13 protein-coding genes and 1 riboswitch are annotated in these 16,161 nt (G+C 48.4%); of the genes, 10 read left to right on the top strand and 3 right to left on the bottom strand.

All coding sequences use genetic code 11. The annotated features are described in order from the left end of the window. Positions 1-4 precede the first annotated feature (4 nt). Positions 5-958 (top strand): ABC transporter permease, encoded by a 954-nt coding sequence (locus AWQ21_RS03330; protein ID WP_065715197.1) that lies wholly within the window; start codon positions 5-7, stop codon positions 956-958. A gap of 208 nt (positions 959-1,166) precedes the next feature. Here AWQ21_RS03330 and gyrA read toward each other — a convergent pair whose 3' ends face one another. Then, positions 1,167-3,740, bottom strand: a complete 2,574-nt coding sequence (gyrA, locus tag AWQ21_RS03325; protein ID WP_065713319.1) for a DNA gyrase subunit A — start codon at positions 3,738-3,740, stop codon at positions 1,167-1,169. 159 nt (positions 3,741-3,899) lie between these two features. Then, positions 3,900-6,104: a ComEC/Rec2 family competence protein gene (locus tag AWQ21_RS03320; RefSeq protein ID WP_065713318.1), complete on the bottom strand. Its 2,205-nt coding sequence runs from the start codon at positions 6,102-6,104 to the stop codon at positions 3,900-3,902. 100 nt (positions 6,105-6,204) lie between these two features. Between AWQ21_RS03320 and AWQ21_RS03315 the strand changes: the two genes are divergently transcribed. From AWQ21_RS03315 to AWQ21_RS15820, 6 genes are all read left to right on the top strand, one after another. Further along, positions 6,205-7,359, top strand: a complete 1,155-nt coding sequence (locus AWQ21_RS03315) for a D-alanyl-alanine synthetase (protein WP_065713317.1) — start codon at positions 6,205-6,207, stop codon at positions 7,357-7,359. Positions 7,360-7,424: 65 nt separating this feature from the next. Further along, a riboswitch (cobalamin riboswitch) is annotated at positions 7,425-7,572 on the top strand. Positions 7,573-7,967: 395 nt separating this feature from the next. Then, positions 7,968-9,905, top strand: a complete 1,938-nt coding sequence (locus tag AWQ21_RS03310; RefSeq protein WP_232315047.1) for a TonB-dependent receptor — start codon at positions 7,968-7,970, stop codon at positions 9,903-9,905. Between the two features lie 39 nt (positions 9,906-9,944). Beyond that, positions 9,945-10,712, top strand: coding sequence for a phosphodiesterase (locus AWQ21_RS03305; protein ID WP_065713315.1), 768 nt, complete (start codon positions 9,945-9,947; stop codon positions 10,710-10,712). 11 nt (positions 10,713-10,723) lie between these two features. Next, a complete protein-coding gene (locus AWQ21_RS03300) occupies positions 10,724-11,938 on the top strand; it encodes an ABC transporter substrate-binding protein (RefSeq protein WP_065713314.1) in 1,215 nt (404 codons plus the stop codon). Then, the gene (locus AWQ21_RS03295; RefSeq protein ID WP_065713313.1) at positions 11,935-12,987 is read left to right on the top strand and encodes an iron ABC transporter permease; all 1,053 of its coding nucleotides are present in this window, start codon (positions 11,935-11,937) and stop codon (positions 12,985-12,987) included. The genes AWQ21_RS03300 and AWQ21_RS03295 overlap by 4 nt, the downstream gene beginning before the upstream one ends. 160 nt (positions 12,988-13,147) lie before the next feature. Then, positions 13,148-13,825, top strand: a complete 678-nt coding sequence (locus AWQ21_RS15820) for an HNH endonuclease (RefSeq protein ID WP_071932265.1) — start codon at positions 13,148-13,150, stop codon at positions 13,823-13,825. Here AWQ21_RS15820 and AWQ21_RS03290 read toward each other — a convergent pair. Further along, complete coding sequence (locus AWQ21_RS03290) at positions 13,776-14,831, bottom strand: DNA cytosine methyltransferase (RefSeq protein ID WP_065713312.1); 1,056 nt, start codon at positions 14,829-14,831, stop codon at positions 13,776-13,778. The genes AWQ21_RS15820 and AWQ21_RS03290 overlap by 50 nt on opposite strands. Before the next feature lie 36 nt (positions 14,832-14,867). On the opposite strand from AWQ21_RS03290, the gene AWQ21_RS03285 reads away from it, so the two are divergent. The 3 genes from AWQ21_RS03285 (at position 14,868) to AWQ21_RS03280 (ending at position 16,088) form a co-directional block, all read left to right on the top strand. Continuing rightward, the gene (locus AWQ21_RS03285; RefSeq protein WP_065713311.1) at positions 14,868-15,119 is read left to right on the top strand and encodes a hypothetical protein; all 252 of its coding nucleotides are present in this window, start codon (positions 14,868-14,870) and stop codon (positions 15,117-15,119) included. Between the two features lie 191 nt (positions 15,120-15,310). Beyond that, positions 15,311-15,508 (top strand): DNA-binding protein, encoded by a 198-nt coding sequence (locus AWQ21_RS15815; protein ID WP_071932264.1) that lies wholly within the window; start codon positions 15,311-15,313, stop codon positions 15,506-15,508. Positions 15,509-15,602: 94 nt separating this feature from the next. Next, the gene (locus AWQ21_RS03280) at positions 15,603-16,088 is read left to right on the top strand and encodes a crossover junction endodeoxyribonuclease RuvC (RefSeq protein WP_065713310.1); all 486 of its coding nucleotides are present in this window, start codon (positions 15,603-15,605) and stop codon (positions 16,086-16,088) included. Positions 16,089-16,161 lie beyond the last annotated feature (73 nt).

Below are 16,161 nucleotides of genomic sequence, written 5' to 3'. Positions count from 1 at the left end.
GATGGTGATGCGTGCTCTTTTTAAACGCTTGGCGATCGCCCTGGGGACATTGCTCGCCATTAGTTTTGTGATCTTCACAATTTTGTCCCTAGCACCGGGGGACCCCCTCAGTGAGTTTGCCAATAACCCAGCAATCACCGCTGAGGTGCGGGAAAACATCCGGCGATCGCTCGGTTTGGATCAGCCCTTTTATATTCGTTATGTCAAATGGCTCTGGGCGTTGTGCCAGGGCAATTTGGGCTATTCTTTCACGAGTAAAAGTCCTGTGCTGGGTCTGATTTGGCAACGACTGCCGACAACCCTCTGGGTGGTGGGTCTTGCCTATGGTTTGAGTGTGGCGATCGCCTTACCCCTGGGGATTATCTCGGCCCTGCGCCGCAACTCCCTCTTGGATCAACTGGCCACCACCTTCGCTTTTTTGGGTTACTCTCTGCCCACTTTTTTCACCGGATTGCTGGCGATTATTGTCTTTAGCGTGAAATTGCAGTGGCTCCCCTCCCTGTACAACAGCACCCTTGTGGTGAATGATTTCCAGAGCTTTTGGCAGCAGATCCAGCAATCGATCCTGCCGATCACCGTCCTCGCGTTGTACCAAACGGCAATTTTGACCCGGTTTGTGCGCAATGCAATCCTCGAAGAATTGCCCCAGGATTATGTGCGGACGGCCTATGCCAAGGGCTTGGGGGAATTTGCCGTGCTCCGTAAACATATTTTGCGCAATGCCTTGATTCCCGTTGTGACTCTGATTGCCATTGATGTGCCGAGTATTGTGACGGGGGCCTTGGTGACGGAGCAAATTTTTCGGGTGCCGGGGATTGGTGCGCTGCTCATTGAATCCATTAACCGCAACGATACCCCCGTGATCATGGGCATCACGATTGTCTATGCAGCTTTGGTGGTGATCTTTAATGCGATCGCCGATCTGAGTTACCGTCTCCTCGATCCCCGCATTAAGTAACAAAAAAATCCTCCCTTGAGGGAGGTGGCTGAAAGCCGGAGGGTGTTATCCCTTGAGGGAGGTGGCTGAAAGCCGGAGGGTGTTATCCCTTGAGTTAACGCTCGCTCCCCTGACCCCTCTCAAGAGGGGAATAGTTGGCCGGTGTGTTGGCGAGCCCCACAAAATTCTCCCCTCTAGGGGAGCTAGAGAGGTATTACTAAAGGGGGGTTTATTCTTCTTCAGCCGTCATGTCCGTAGCTTCTAAACTCTCTCCTTCTGCTGGGGGCGGCACTAGGGCGACTGCCACAATTGCATCATCCCCATCGAGGCGTTGTACCCTGACTCCGGTGGCACTACGGGACTGGAGCGAAATGGATTCCACTGCCTGGCGGATCATAATGCCGCGTCCTGTGACGAGCATCAGTTCATCTTCGGGATTGACAATTCTCAGGGAAGCCAAACGATCGGCCTTGGACTTAAATTTAATCGCCCGGAGGCCGACCCCAGCGCGATTTTGCAGGCGGAAACGTCCCACGGGCACCCGCTTGCCGAAGCCTTTTGTGGTTACGGCAATGACCCAAGGCCCCTGGTCAACATTTTCGGTGACTTCTTCGTTATCGTCTTCGTCTTCTGCTGTATCCGCAGCGGCGATCGCCGCCGTAATTTGAGACGACACAATGTCCATGCTCACCAATTTGTCATCGTCAGATTTGAGCTTCATCGCCCGTACCCCCCGGGTAGAACGGCCCAAGGGACGCAACTGATTATGGTCGGCCTGAAAGTGGATCGCCATCCCTTCGCTACTGGCCACAATAATGCTGTCCTCCTGCCGCGCAAGGCGTACCCAACGCAACTCGTCTCCGTCTTCGAGGGAAATGGCAATTAAACCATTCGAGCGAATCTTCGCAAAGGCGGACAGGGCGGTTTTTTTGATGTAGCCGTTTTGGGTGAGCATAACGAGGTATTCATCTTCCGTGAACTCACTCACTGCCAGCATCGCCGTAATTTTTTCGTCCTTCGGGATCGGGAGTAGTTGAATCGCCGGTAACCCCCTAGCGGTGCGGGAACTTTGGGGAATTTGGTAAGCATTGAGGGAATAGACGACGCCACGCTCCGTAAAGAACAGCACATAGTCGTGGTCGCAGCAGGTGAGGAAGTGATCGACGCCATCGTCTTCCTTCATTTTGGTGGCAGCTTTGCCGCGAGTGGCACGGTTTTGGGCGTCAAAGGTGGCCACGGGCATCCGTTTGATATAGCCTTGTTCGGTGAGCAAAATAGCGGCCTGCTCGTTGGCAATCAGGTCAATATCCTGGAGATCGCCATCATCCAGCACCAGTTCTGTACGGCGATCGCTCTGGTGGATGGTCTTAATTTCGCTGAGTTCTGCTTCGATAATCGCGTAGACCCGTTCCCGACGCGCCAGGATATCTTCAAGATCAGTGATTTTGAGTAATAAATCCTGGTGTTCTGCTTCGATTTTGTCCGCTTCGAGGGCCGTGAGACGACGCAATTGCATTTGTAAAATGGCATCGGCTTGGGCTTGGCTGAGGTTGTAGCCGTCCATTAACCCCTGACGGGCGATCGCCGTATCCGCCGCCTGGCGAATCAAGTGGATCACCGCATCAAGATTATCGAGGGCAATCAGTAACCCTTGGAGAATGTGATCCCGTTCCTGGGCCTTGCGTAGTTCGTAGCGGGTGCGCCGGGTAATCACTTCCACCCGGAAATCTAGGAATACCTGGAGGAATTGCTTCAGGTTGAGCAACTGGGGTTCGCCGTTTACCAGGGCCAGCATATTCGCGCCAAAATTGGCCTGGAGGGGCGTGTGTTTATACAGATTATTTAAAACAACACGGGGATAAGCATCGCGCTTGAGTTCGATGACGATCCGCATCCCTTGGCGATCGCTTTCATCGCGGATATCAGAAATGCCATCAATTTTCTTGTCGTTGACCATATCGGCAATGCGTTCAATCAGCGCCGCCTTATTGGTCTGGTAGGGTAGTTGAGTAACGATAATCGCTTCTTTTTCCCGGCCATTTTGGCGGAGCGTTTCAATTTCGGCGACCCCCCGCATGGTGATCGAGCCCCGTCCTGTCATGTAGGCATCTTTAATGCCCGAACGACCGAGAATTTGTGCCCCCGTTGGAAAGTCAGGGGCCGGAATAAATTGCATCAATTCTTTGATGGTGATCTCAGGATTATGAATCAGCGCTGTCACCCCATCAATAATTTCCCCAAGGTTGTGGGGCGGAATATTGGTTGCCATCCCCACCGCAATCCCCGAGGAACCATTCACTAAAAGTTGGGGAATCCGTGACGGCAGAACCACCGGTTCCTGTTGGGAGCCATCGAAGTTATCAGCGAAGTCAACGGTTTCTGATTCGATATCCCGCAGCAGGGCATTGGTCGCCAGGGACTGGAGGCGACATTCGGTGTAACGCATCGCCGCCGCCGGGTCGTTATCAATGGAGCCAAAATTACCATGACCATTGATCAGTGGGTCCCGCATGGAGAAATCCTGGGCCATGCGCACCAGGGCATCATAAACCGCCGTATCACCGTGGGGGTGATATTTACCGAGGACTTCCCCCACGACCCGGGCACATTTCCGGAAAGGGCGATCTGGGGTCAAACCCAATTCATACATCGCATATAAAATACGGCGGTGTACGGGTTTTAAGCCATCCCGTGCATCGGGTAACGCCCGCCCCACAATCACACTCATGGCGTACTCTAGGTACGAGCGTGACATTTCATTGCTTAAATCGGTGGGAATAATGCGCTCCTGGGGGGAGGTCATAGGATTTCGGCTCCGCTAGGTCAAAAAAGGTTAAAAACCAGAGAAAAAGACGTTAAGGAAGATTATTTTGCGTTTTTTAACTGGATTTTTTTGGTCAAATAGACTCCTATTTTACCACAGTCTTCGGGGCATAAACTGGCTCAGGAAAAGGCTTTGGGCCTAGGGGAGATTGGGGGCAAGGCTGCTTAGACCCTGGCGGGGTGTCCATTGAATGGTGCCGTCGGTTTCGCTCCAGTAAACGATGCGGTTGGGGGCTAAAAAATGGCCCTGGGGAGAACCAATGGCGATCGCCTGTTGGGGTTTGAGGGTCTGCCAGATTTTGAAATCTAAATCAGCGGCCTTGGCGATGAGGATGGCTGGATTCCACCGGGTGATAAAGTCGGCGTCAGCGGTTTGTTTACTGAGCAAATAAAAGGCTTGGCCCTGGAGACGAATTTCTAGGATATGCACATCTTCCTGGAGGAGTTGTAGGGTAATTGGGCCGATACGCTTAGGCTCAAGGGGATGTAGCGAAATCACGTCTGTGAGTTGGGATTCGGCCAGACCAAAACGTTGTTTAACGGGTAGTGCACCAGAAAAATCAGTAGCTGTGACTTTAGGATCTGGAGGATCTGGGGGCGTCAGGGAAAGCAAGCCATCAATTTGATTGAGGCCGCTGCGACGCAGGAAGGGTTCGAGGGTATATTCCCAAAATCCAGGAGAACCGACATTAATTACCAGGGTTTTACCACCGGCCTGGGCAACGATCACAGGGGTTTGGCGATCGCCAAAAATCGTCACCTGGGTGGTATTGAAATGGTGGTAAACCAACACCACAATAAAAAAGATCAACAAACCACTAATTAAAGGCTTGGCCTGTTTTTGTGCCCAGGGAGAACGCCAAATCAGCAACATTACCCCATAGAAAACAAGCAGGTGCGCCAAAGGTAACGCGGCCACACTCGCCTGACTCCCAGGTAATGCCACGACCTGTTCCACGAGCCAAATCATTCCTTGCAGGGGAAAACCCACCCCATAGGCGATCGCCCCACCTAATGTTGGACTGAGTAACCCCATTGCACCGCTAACCATCCCGCCCAAACTGACCAAGCCAATGACAGGCGATAGCACGATGCTGGTGGGAATGGAGTAGGTGGCAATCACATTAAATTTGTAGGCCAGCAGAGGTAATGTCCAAATACTTGCCGCAATAGGAATGGCGATCGCCGTTGTCACCGTTGGGGGGAGAAAATCCAGCTTGTTTTGGATCGGTTCTAGGGTCGTAAACAAACCAAAAGTTGCCAGAAAACTGAGCTGAAAGCCCAAATCCCACAGCCATAGTGGTTTAATAAGGAGCAACACCGTTGCGGTTACTAACAAAAGACCAATGGGTTTGACCTTGCGATCAAGCACCAAGGCCACCAAGCCACCGATACCCATCAAGGCCGCCCGGAGAACCGAAGCCTGGAAACCCGTCAGCAGCACGTAACCGAGTAAAATTCCCGCCGCGCCATAGAATTGTCTTTTCTCTTCTTGATTTCGTAGAAGCCGCAATACAACCCCCAGCAACAGCGACACATGGAACCCGGACGCGGCGACGGTGTAGGCCAAGCCTGCTCTGACCCACAGATCATAAATTTCGGGGTCTAAATTGGTGGCCTGACGCCCCAGCACCATGGAACTGAGTAAGCTGGCTGATTGCTCTGGTAAAAATTCTCGATGGCTCCGTTGAATCCGTTGGCGCAGTTGTTCGGTGAGGGGCTGCTCTCGATTTGTTAATGTCGCTTCCCAAGCACTAAAACCCAGGAAAGTATTGTTTTGGCGTAGGTAATCCGGAAAACTAAAAGCAAAGTTATTTTGGGGTGGCTGGGGTTTGTATAAACGTCCTGTCAACTGGAGGCGATCGCCAAGCTTAAACTGAGAAAAATCTCCGCTTAACGTGACATATAAATTTTCTTTTTTAGGAATAATATTTTGCCCTAGTTTTACATTTTGCACCCGAAACCAAAACCGCTGTTTGTCTGGTTCTTTTGTGGTGATGGGGCGATAAATTTGCCCTTGGATTTCTACGGGACTTTGCAATAAACTGGGCTGGTTTTGACTGAGATCATAAAGGCCAGCGGCAGCCGGACGGGGTAAACGTACTTGACCATAGACGGCGGCCAGTAGCATCACTAATCCTAGGATGGGCCAAAAGCGTCGTGGTACTTGCCAGAGATGACGGGGGAGAAAAATTGTGGCGAAAATTGTCCCTAAGGCGATCGCCCCAACCAATAACCCCCACTGCACAAAAGAGGGTTGCGGGTTCAGTGGCCCCCAAAATCCAGTCAAACCCAGGCCAATGAGATATCCAAGACAGAGGGCGACACCACGCGGAAAAGTCATAGGCAAAGAAAATCAATCTGTAAGCAAAGGTACAAAAACTTGCCCACAAGCTTAGGCTAAAATAGCAAAACTGCTTAGAATTGTGGGAAAAATCACGTTAATGATGGGATTTGTTTACGATTTCAGTCAACTGCCAAACTACCTTGAAATTCTTCGGAAAAAGTTAAGAATTGCGGTAATTCATGGGGGTGACAAAGCAGTGCCGGGGGCCGTTATCTACCAAACCCACAATCCCCGCTCCACTAAAACCTACGAAGTGGTGGCCCGTGATATTGCCGCGGCCCTCGAAGATTTAGGTTTTCAGCATGTGTTTGTGTTGCCCGATGATGCCACCTTAGGCGATCGCCTCCGGGAACATCAAATTCATCTCGCTTGGCTCAACACCGGTGGGGTTCAGGGTTACAATCCCGTCTGCCACACTCCCGCAATCCTAGAAATGTTAGGGGTGCCCTATATCGGCCATAACCCTCTAAATAGCTCGATTCTGGACAATAAACATAGTTTTAAACGGGAATTGCAGGGCCTTGGCTTTCCCACTGCACCGTTTATGATTTGGCATCCGGCCCAGGGGAAATTCACCGCCAAAAATAACACCCGTTTTCAACAAACCTTTGGTGATTACCAGGGGGCTTTTCTCGTTAAACCCGTTTCTGGCCGCGCCTCTTTGAACATTCATTTTGTGGATCAGCCCCAGGATCTCGATGGGGCGATCGCCGCCGTGCATCGGCAAACCCACAACACTGCATTAATTGAACCTTTCCTCACTGGGCGGGAGTTTTGTGTTTCCGTGTGTGGCTATGTGCGCCATCGTCAAGGACAGTTTGAAAAGTTAGATTCTCCCTTTACCTTTTCGATTTTAGAACGCCTTTTAGAAGCTGATGAAAAGATTTTTACCTCGATGGATAAAAAAGCAATTACAGGCCAAAGAATTCGTTTTTTAGATGATTGTGATCCGGCCAAAGAAAAGCTCGCAAAACTCGCCCAACAAGTTTACTGGGAATTTAGTTTAAATGCTTTGATTCGTATCGATGCCCGGATGGATGCGACAGGAAATATCCAGATTTTAGAGGCCAATCCCAAGCCCGATCTGAAGCGACCTGCCACCAATGTCACCAGCCTCGTTGCCCAGGGACTATCAGAACAGGGGATGACCTACGAGGACTTAATTTTGTCCCTGATTAGCGATCGCCTCGATTATTTATTCACGAACCACGCCCAGATTATTCCCCACATTACAGCCCTGCTTGCTGCCTAAACGTAGCTCTCTCCCCAGACTAGGGACTTCACAAATCTATTTACATGGGGGGCGATCGCCTGCTATATAATGAAGTTCTGTTCGGTTTTATCGGGGATCAGCCGATAAAAGCAATGGGGAAAGAACGGTGCAAATCCGTCGCTGTCCCGCAGCTGTAAGGAAATTTTCAGCAATTTCTAAGTCAGAATGCCCGCCGAGCCAAGCGTAAACGTTTTAGTAATTTCCCATCTGCGAGGTACGGATGATGTTTTCTTTTAGCACCCAGCCTTTTTCTGCTGCCCATAATTTTTATCTTTTGAGACTGCAATATCGCCGCAATCAGCAAGCCCAGTCTCGTTAGAGAATTTGTTTTGAATATTGCTCTAACCCATTATTTCAGCAGCATTGGCCTCATTCGAGGATATTGAGGAATGCATTAATTTAGGCGAATCAGTAAAAAATTATCGGTATTTTTGTTCGCTCGATCTCCTTGCTTTTCTCAAAGTTATCAGCCAAGACTTTTGATTTGTAAAAGTCTTCTCATTGCTGCATTTTTTTTCTGCACCACATCAAAAATTAGCCAAACATATTCTTAGATGACGTCATTTTTTACCCAAAAAACAATTTGCTTGACGATTGCTTATTGTCTCTGCGGTAGCACCGCTATTTTCGCCCAAGAAGACAACAACCTAGAGGATGAGCAAGAGACCGTTGATTTTGAACTAACGGTGATTGATGAGCTATTAAATCAACCCGTTTATGGCCCTTCTCGCCAAGAAGAAACGGTTCAAGATGCGACCCGTGCGGCCTATGTGATTAACCGGGAGCAAATTGAGGCCCAAGGTTATCGCACAGTGAATGAAGCGTTGAAATATTTTCCTGGGATTTTTATTGATAGCACTGCCGGATCTCGCCTCGGTGCCCAAAGTTCGCAAATTTTTCGGGGGGCTAATAGTTCTTCCCAAACGCTGATCTTGCTCGATGGCAGACCGCTTAATCGTTTCGATTCAGGGAACTTTGATCTGTCTAATTTGACCACTGATAATGTTGAACGCATTGAATTAATCCCTGGGGGCAGTTCGGTGCTGTTTGGTTCCAATGCCATCGGTGGTGTGATTAATATCGTGACGCGCCAGCCTGGCTTTAACCAACCGGTTGCGGTAGAAACTGGGGTCGATCTGGGGAGCTTTGGCTATAATCGCCAAAATGTTGGGGTGAGTTTCGGCTCTGAAACCCAAGCCGTACGCCTAGCCTATGACCGCACTGCTGCAGAAAATGATTTTGACTACGACATTGCGGCACGGGGTTTGTCGGGTATCCGGGATAATGCGGCGACCAATATCCAAAATGTAAATCTCCAAGTAGTAAATCAGTTGGGCGATCGCCATCGGTTACGCTTTAACGGAATTTACGGCAGCAAGGATCTTGAAATTCCGGGTGGTGTTTCTTCCCCAAGTCCAAATGCGACCCAATACGACAATAATTGGTTGTTGTCCCTGGATTTAGAGTCTCGCCTGGGGAATAGCGATGATTCTCTGCTGACAACAAAATTATTTGCAGATTTAAATGATTTTCGCTTCTTTGATGAGAATCAATTTGGGACGACCGATGCCCGTTATGAAAATAATTCCTTTGGTGCGCAAATCCAGCACAATTGGCAACTAAATGAAACCCAAAATCTCACCTATGGTTTTGATTACCGCTATTTGACTGCAAAAGCAGAAGATCCTGGTGTATTTGGCTTTAGTTACGACGAAAATCTCAGTCAAGGGGCAATTTTTGCTCGCTATGGCCTGGATATCACCCCGGAACTGGCTTTAAATCTGGGCGTGCGCCAGGACTTTAATAGTTTGGCTGATGGTTCGGTGACATCGCCTAGTGCGGGGTTCGCTTGGCAAATGGGAGACGCGACGCGAATTCGGGGGAACTATGCCCGTAACTTCCGTGTGCCGACGGCAGTGGATCTTTATTTTCCTGGGTTTAGCAATCCTGATTTAGTGCCGGAGATTGGGAATAGCTTTGATCTTGGCATTGATCATCGTTTTTCAGACCGTGCTTTGGTGCGCCTGACTTACTTTAATAACACCCTTGATGATGCCATCGTTTTTGATCTAGAGACATTCACGCCACAAAATGTCCGGAAAGCGCGCAATCAAGGTTTAGAAGCAGAGTTAACGGTTCAATTGGCACCTTCTCTGTCTGCCTTTGCTAACTACACCTGGAACAACTCTAAAATTCTTGCCGATGCTGATCCGGCGGTGGTTGGTAACGAGGTCGCCTTTGCCGGGACGGATTCCTTTAATGTTGGCCTCGCCTATGAAAATCCCCAGGGAATTTATGCCGGAATTTTCTTGAAACGGGTCGGCGATCGCCTCACAAATAATGCCAATACTGCATCCCTCGAAGGCTACACCAACCTTGATTTGCGGGCGCGTTATCCCATTAGTGATACCGTGAATTTAACGGCGAGTGTCGAAAATTTGTTTGATGCAGATTTTGAAACGTTCCCAGCGTTTCCGGGCGTTGGGCGTCGGCTTCAGATTGGTGTCAATGCCCAATTCCGTTAAATTGCTCCGTTTCATCCCCTATTGCTCCCACGATTTCCCATGGTTCTCATTGCCCAGATTACTGATACCCACCTCCTCGACCATCCCGATGCCGAAATGCGGGGCGTGAAAACGGATGCGTCTTTTCAGGCGGTATTGGCGGCGGCGCAACAGTTTAAACCAGATCGCGTGATTCTAACGGGGGATTTGGCCCACCACGGTGAGGCGATCGCCTATAAACGGTTACGGGATTTAGTCGAAGCGACCCAGATTCCCAGCTATTGGCTGCCGGGGAATCATGATGATCCGAAAGTTATGGCAGAGATTTTACAGGGAGATTACCTTTCGCCCGAAAAGAGCGTTTCCCTGGGGCCATGGCAACTGCTGCTGTTGGATTCGTTTCTTAAAAATCCAGAATATGGCGAGGGGTTTTTAGATGCGAATCAATTGGCTTGGCTCGCGGAAAACCTGGAACAATATCAAAATTCTCCAGTGGCGATCGCCATCCATCACCATGTGGTGCCAGCGGGGGTTGATTGGCTTGATCAAATTGATGTGACCAACCGCGCTGAGTTTTGGGAAATTATCCAAAACCATCCCCAGGTGAAAACGGTTTTCTTTGGCCATGTGCATCTGGAATACAGCGTCACCCAAGGGGAAATTCCCTGCTTTGGTACACCATCAACTTGCACCCAAGTGACGCCGCCGGATCAGGAACCCATCGCAGGCGATCGCCAACTGTGGGAACAACCGGGTTTCCGTCTGTTTGAACTCCAGGACGATGGTCACTTTGCAACAACGGTACAACGCATTCCGTGGTTTACATAGGAGCAAAAAAGATGCGTTTTCCCCTATTGCCACACCGTTCGCTTCCTCTGCTGGGCCTGGGTTTATCCCTCTGGCTAGGGGGTTGTGGCCCCACCCAACCGCTCACGGAGACCCCAGCACCGACGACAGCTTGTGTCGAAAATTATGATCCGGCGGTGGATTATTTTCCCAATAAGGTAACGCCAGAATTTGCCAGTGGCTTCCAGGTGACATACCACGACCATTACAAAGTGGTGACGGTGCGGCAGCCCTGGGAAACAGCCCAGCAAGATTTAACTTATGTTTTTGTGCAGTGTGGTACGCCCATTCCGGAGGATTATCCAGAGGCGACCATCGTTGAAGTGCCCGTCAACCGGGTGATTGCCCTTTCGACAACCTATTTACCCCACTTAGACGTTTTAGGTCATTTAGAAAATTTAATTGGGGTCGGCGATCGCCAACTGATCTATAGTCCTGAAATTCGGGCGGCCATTGAAGCGGGCGATATCCAAGAAGTCGGCAATCTCCAGCTAGACCGGGAAGCGATCCTCAGTCTCCAGCCCGATGTGATTTTGAACTATCGCCTCGATGCCAGTGAGGGGAACAATACCAGCGCCCTAGATTCCTTGGGGTTAACGGTGGTGTTAGACGCAGCGCACCTGGAACCCACTCCCCTGGGCCGGGCGGAATGGCTCAAGTTTACGGCTCTCCTCTTTAACAAAGAAGCTGAAGCCAATGAGATTTTTGGGGCGATCGCCGACCGTTACCAAGCCCTCGTGAACCAAGTCAAAGATTTAGAAACAACGCCAACGGTACTCAGTGGGTCGCCCTACCAAGGGGTCTGGTATGTGCCAGGAGGAAAAAGCTATGTGGCCCAACTGCTGCGGGATGCCAACGTGAATTATCCCTGGGATGCTACAGCGGCTCGCTTGAGTTTACCCCTTGATTTTGAGGCTGTTTTAGGTCGGGCAAAGACAGCGGATCTTTGGCTAAATGTGAATCCCGCTTGGCAAACCACCGCCGATATTTTCCAGGAAGACCAACGCTATGAACTGTTTGAAGCAGTGCAAAACCAGCAAGTCTATGCCGCCAACAACCGGGTAGCGCCAGGGGGAGGCAATGATTTTTGGGAAGGGGGCATTCTCAATCCCGATGTGATCCTCGCCGATGTGATTAAAATTGCCCACCCTGATCAATTACCTGACCACGAGCTTTATTATTACCGCCACCTGCAAAATTCCCCGTGAAAATTCCCTACACCACGACCCCTTTAACTTGTTTGTCTCTACCGGAACTACGGTGGCGATCGCCTTCGTTATTTATTCTGCTGGGGGGCCTGTGGGGGGTCTTATTTTTCCTTAGCTTGAGTCTTGGCTCGACGACCATTCCCTGGGATCAACTCTTGGCGATCGCCTTAGGCCAACCCATTGACAATCCGGTGTGGGCAGAAATCGTTTGGCAACTGCGCTTTCCACGGGCGATCGCTGCCACCTTTGCCGGGGCTGCCCTCGGCATTAGCGGCCTCCAGATGCAAACCCTGTTTAACAATCCCCTCGCTGGCCCTTTTGTGCTGGGCATCAATTCTGGCGCAAGTTTGGGGGTCGCCCTGGTGCTGTTGGGAACGGGTTTTATGGGCGGTCTGTTCGGAAATTTGAGTGTGGCGATGGCGGCGAGTTTGGGGGCGGTGGTGGTGTTGCTGCTCGTCTTGGCGATCGCCCGTCGGATTCCCCACAATGGCACCCTACTAATTTTGGGGTTGATGCTCGGCTACGTCAGTAATTCTTTGGTGACATTGCTGTTGCACTTTAGCCCCACAGAGGCGCTGCGCCTGTATCTAAGTTGGACATTTGGCAGTTTCGCCGAAATCCAGCAGGAGCAGTTGCCCATTTTTATGGTGTTAATTTTTGCGGGGGGGCTGCTGGCTTTTTTCCAGGCAAAACCCTTGAACGCGCTCCTTCTCGGCAAACAATACGCCCAAAGCGTCGGCCTCAACCTAAAAGCAACCCGTCGTCACATCATTGTCAGTACTGCTCTTTTGGCGGGATCAGTAACGGCATTTTGTGGCCCGATTTCTTTTCTGGGGATTGCGGTGCCGCACCTCTGTCGGGGCTTACTGAAAACCGTCGATCATCGGCTTTTGGTTCCAGCGGTGACTTTATTGGGATCTAGTCTGGCGTTGCTCGCGGATATTATTGTGCAATTGCCAGGGAGTGAATTAACGTTACCCTTGAATACGGTTACGGCAATGTTCGGCGCACCGATTATTGTCATTTTAATTTTGCGTCGCCATCGTTGACAAAGCTTATAGATGGGGATTTGCTTCTCTTGACTATTGTGATAGCGTAAATAAACATCAAAGAATTTATGCCAAAATATTTCATACAAAAGTAACAGAAGCAACTTTATATGAAAGGCATTCGTACAATACATAGTTATGTGATTAGTTCCCACAAGCTATGCAGCTAGATAGTTACCTCCAGTCTCTACCAACGAAAAGAAAGCTTAGTGACGTCAAATCGAAAATATTAACTCGTTTATGGGGTGATACATCTGATGCTTTCCCAAAACCATGGGTATCATCGGATGAACTGTTGGAACTCACTGGCCAAAAATACTTCGATAGACGAACAAGAGAGTTAAGAGATGAGCTTGGTTGTGACATAGAAAGTTCGTATATCGAGCAATTCAATGGCCACGGTTGGAGACTTAAATCTAGCAGCCTATCCCCACCACAAGATAGAGGTTATTTAACACAAAGACAAAAAAACAAACTATTTGAGGATCATAATTACACTTGTGTAACTTGTGGAATACAAATATCTGCTGGTATAAAGGGTTTACAAGCAGATCACAAAGTACCGCTATCTAGAGGCGGTTCAAACGAGCTTACAAATTGGCAACCTATGTGCAATAACTGTAATGTGGGAAAAAGGCGTGCCTGCGAGGGTTGCGAATTAGAATGCGAAACCTGTTCCTGGGCATATCCTGAAAAATTCGGCGTTATAACCGTGGTGTCAATAAGTGAGAAAACTCTTCGCCGAATAGACGAGTATTCAATCAGAAATAAAACTACTCGCGATAAAGTTATGGAAGATGCATCAAATTATTATCTTGACGACAAAAACAAAGACTAGGCGACATTTTTTTTCTATCAATAGCTTTAAGTGCTTTAAATATTTCTTTCCCAACTGCCTCCGCAACAGGAGGAGGAAAAGCATTTCCAACCTGTCGATATGCGGGAGTTTTTTTACCATAAAATTCCCACCAGTCTGGAAAACCTTGAATCCTTGCGGCCATCTTTACTGTTAGTAATGGCATATTTCTATATTCTTCTTTGTTTTTATATCCTCTATAGTTTTGTTCCGGTGCATCATTGCCAACAATATTTCCATTAACGTGAAGCTCTTGCCAAGCACGTCTAGCCCTCGAAGGGCCTAGATCAGGCCCACCATGTTTCTTAGAGCCACCGACTAACGTTGGTGCTATCTTGTTGGCTTTCTTCTTCCATTCATCTACTTGATCCCAGCCGTTCGCAGCCATTAAATCATATAATGCTTCTCCTACTGTTGGAGGTTCAATCGTATAGTCTGGCCATGAAAAATACTGCGCATACTTTCCTCTCAATGCAACCAGTACAACTCTCGGTCTTAACTGGGGAACTCCAAAATCGGAAGCATTCAGTAGTTTCCAAAATGTCTTATAACCCAAGGTATTAAGTGAAAAATCAATTTCTTCTCTATATGAATCAAATTTTGAGTCTAGTAAGCCTGAAACGTTTTCTAGCATTACAGCTTTAGGTAAAACCTTGGCTACGATTTTAATTGCTGCAGGAAAAAGGTCTCTTTCGTCATCTTTTCCTAGCTGCTTACCTGCCTTTGAAAAAGGTGGGCATGGTACACCACCGGCAACAAGATCTACCCCTTTGTAATTGTGCGCTTCATTTTTAGCAAAATGCTCCACACATCCTTCAATTATTTCTCCCCATCCAAGTGAGTGAACATTGTTGTTATGTGTGAGTGTTTTGCAAGCAGATTTTTCTATTTCAATTAAAACTTTATGCTTGAACCCAGCCAAATGAAGCCCAAGGGCCTGTCCACCCGCACCAGCACATAGTTCGATAGAGGAATAGTGTTGAGCCATAGAAGTAATCTCTTGTTATATTCAGTTTAAAGCTTTATGGTAAATGAAACATCTGCCATTGTAAATGATTTATTTACTTTTGTCATGGACGTACTATCACCTAAAGAAATAATAGAGCAAGTGAAGATTTTGACAGGAGACAGATTTGATAGCGATCTTGCAAAGAGGCTAGATATAGATAAGCAATCATTTCCTCAGTATAAAAACAAGACAACAGTCGATCTCCAGCAAAAAATTATTTCTCTGTTACTCACCAAAATTAATGCCACGGATAAATCCATCACGTAAATATGGCGCTTGTTCGGATGCAAGCCATGTTTTGCGATGCATAGGTGACATGGTTTAGGCGTTGAGAAGTTATTAGAGAAGATGATCACCTTGCTTTGAGCATTAAAAAACCTTGAGGATTTTAGTCGTTTCTAAGGAGTCAAGTACACTGGAAGTGCTTTTTAAATATCGTTCTAAATTCGGGGCTTCTCATGGCTTCTATTACCATTAATCTCTCAAATGAACAGTTGAGCCGATTGCAAGAGTTGGCTCGGAGTAACCAAGTTTCTCCTGAAGAGTTTCTGGGCGTTAGCATAGAAGACTTGTTGACTAGCCCTAAAAAAGATTTTCCCCAAGCATCAAGCTATGTACTGAAGAAAAATGTTGAACTTTATCGCCGTCTAGCATGACACGCTATCTAACATTAATTATTAGTGGAAGTACGGTATTTTCTAGCTTATGAGAAAAGATGATTAATAAATACCTTATAAAAATTATTTTGCCATGAAGCGTTGGCTTGGCATTGATCCTGGTTTAGCGATTATTGGCTGGGCTGTCCTCGAAGAACAAGGGCAAACGCTGCCGCACATTCTTGATTACGGCATTATCGAAACGGCCAAAGATTTATCGACGCCCCAACGACTGCTGGAGATTGAACAAGATTACACAGAAATTTTGGGGGAATTTCACCCAGAGGCGATCGCCATCGAAATGCCTTTTTTTAGTCGTCAGATCAAAGCTGCAGGAGGCGTATTGCAGGGCCTAGGCATTTTAAATCTCGTCAGCCTGCGAGAATTAAACATCGAACCCATTTATCTGCACCAATCCAGTTGGAAATGCCACATCGGTAACGCGAAGGCCGATAAGCGGGAAGTGGCAACTCTAGTACAGTCGATTTTTGGGATGGAGGCGATGCCTATCGATGACAGCGTCGATGCCATTGCGATCGCCTATGCCGCCGCCTGTGGCTTACGCAACGATATCCGGTAAATGAAAATTCCCCAGTCCAGCAGGGACAACGGATAACATAGAATGGCGACCTGCTAAACTTTTTGGAGCAATT

The organism is Picosynechococcus sp. PCC 7003, from assembly GCF_001693255.1.
Taxonomy (GTDB): domain Bacteria; phylum Cyanobacteriota; class Cyanobacteriia; order Cyanobacteriales; family MRBY01; genus MRBY01.
Note: the sequence above shows the minus strand (reverse complement) of the source record. Positions and strands in the feature narration are given on the sequence as shown.

What these genes read in the sequence shown, in the direction of transcription:
- gyrA (WP_065713319.1), bottom strand. Translation starts at nt 3,740, where the DNA reads ATGACCTCCCCCCAGGAGCGCATTATTCCCACCGATTTAAGCAATGAA.
- AWQ21_RS03320 (WP_065713318.1), bottom strand. Translation starts at nt 6,104, where the DNA reads ATGACTTTTCCGCGTGGTGTCGCCCTCTGTCTTGGATATCTCATTGGC.
- AWQ21_RS03315 (WP_065713317.1), top strand. Translation starts at nt 6,205, where the DNA reads ATGATGGGATTTGTTTACGATTTCAGTCAACTGCCAAACTACCTTGAA.
- AWQ21_RS03305 (WP_065713315.1), top strand. Translation starts at nt 9,945, where the DNA reads ATGGTTCTCATTGCCCAGATTACTGATACCCACCTCCTCGACCATCCC.
- AWQ21_RS03300 (WP_065713314.1), top strand. Translation starts at nt 10,724, where the DNA reads ATGCGTTTTCCCCTATTGCCACACCGTTCGCTTCCTCTGCTGGGCCTG.
- AWQ21_RS15820 (WP_071932265.1), top strand. Translation starts at nt 13,148, where the DNA reads ATGCAGCTAGATAGTTACCTCCAGTCTCTACCAACGAAAAGAAAGCTT.
- AWQ21_RS03290 (WP_065713312.1), bottom strand. Translation starts at nt 14,831, where the DNA reads ATGGCTCAACACTATTCCTCTATCGAACTATGTGCTGGTGCGGGTGGA.
- AWQ21_RS03285 (WP_065713311.1), top strand. Translation starts at nt 14,868, where the DNA reads ATGGTAAATGAAACATCTGCCATTGTAAATGATTTATTTACTTTTGTC.
- AWQ21_RS15815 (WP_071932264.1), top strand. Translation starts at nt 15,311, where the DNA reads ATGGCTTCTATTACCATTAATCTCTCAAATGAACAGTTGAGCCGATTG.
- AWQ21_RS03280 (WP_065713310.1), top strand. Translation starts at nt 15,603, where the DNA reads ATGAAGCGTTGGCTTGGCATTGATCCTGGTTTAGCGATTATTGGCTGG.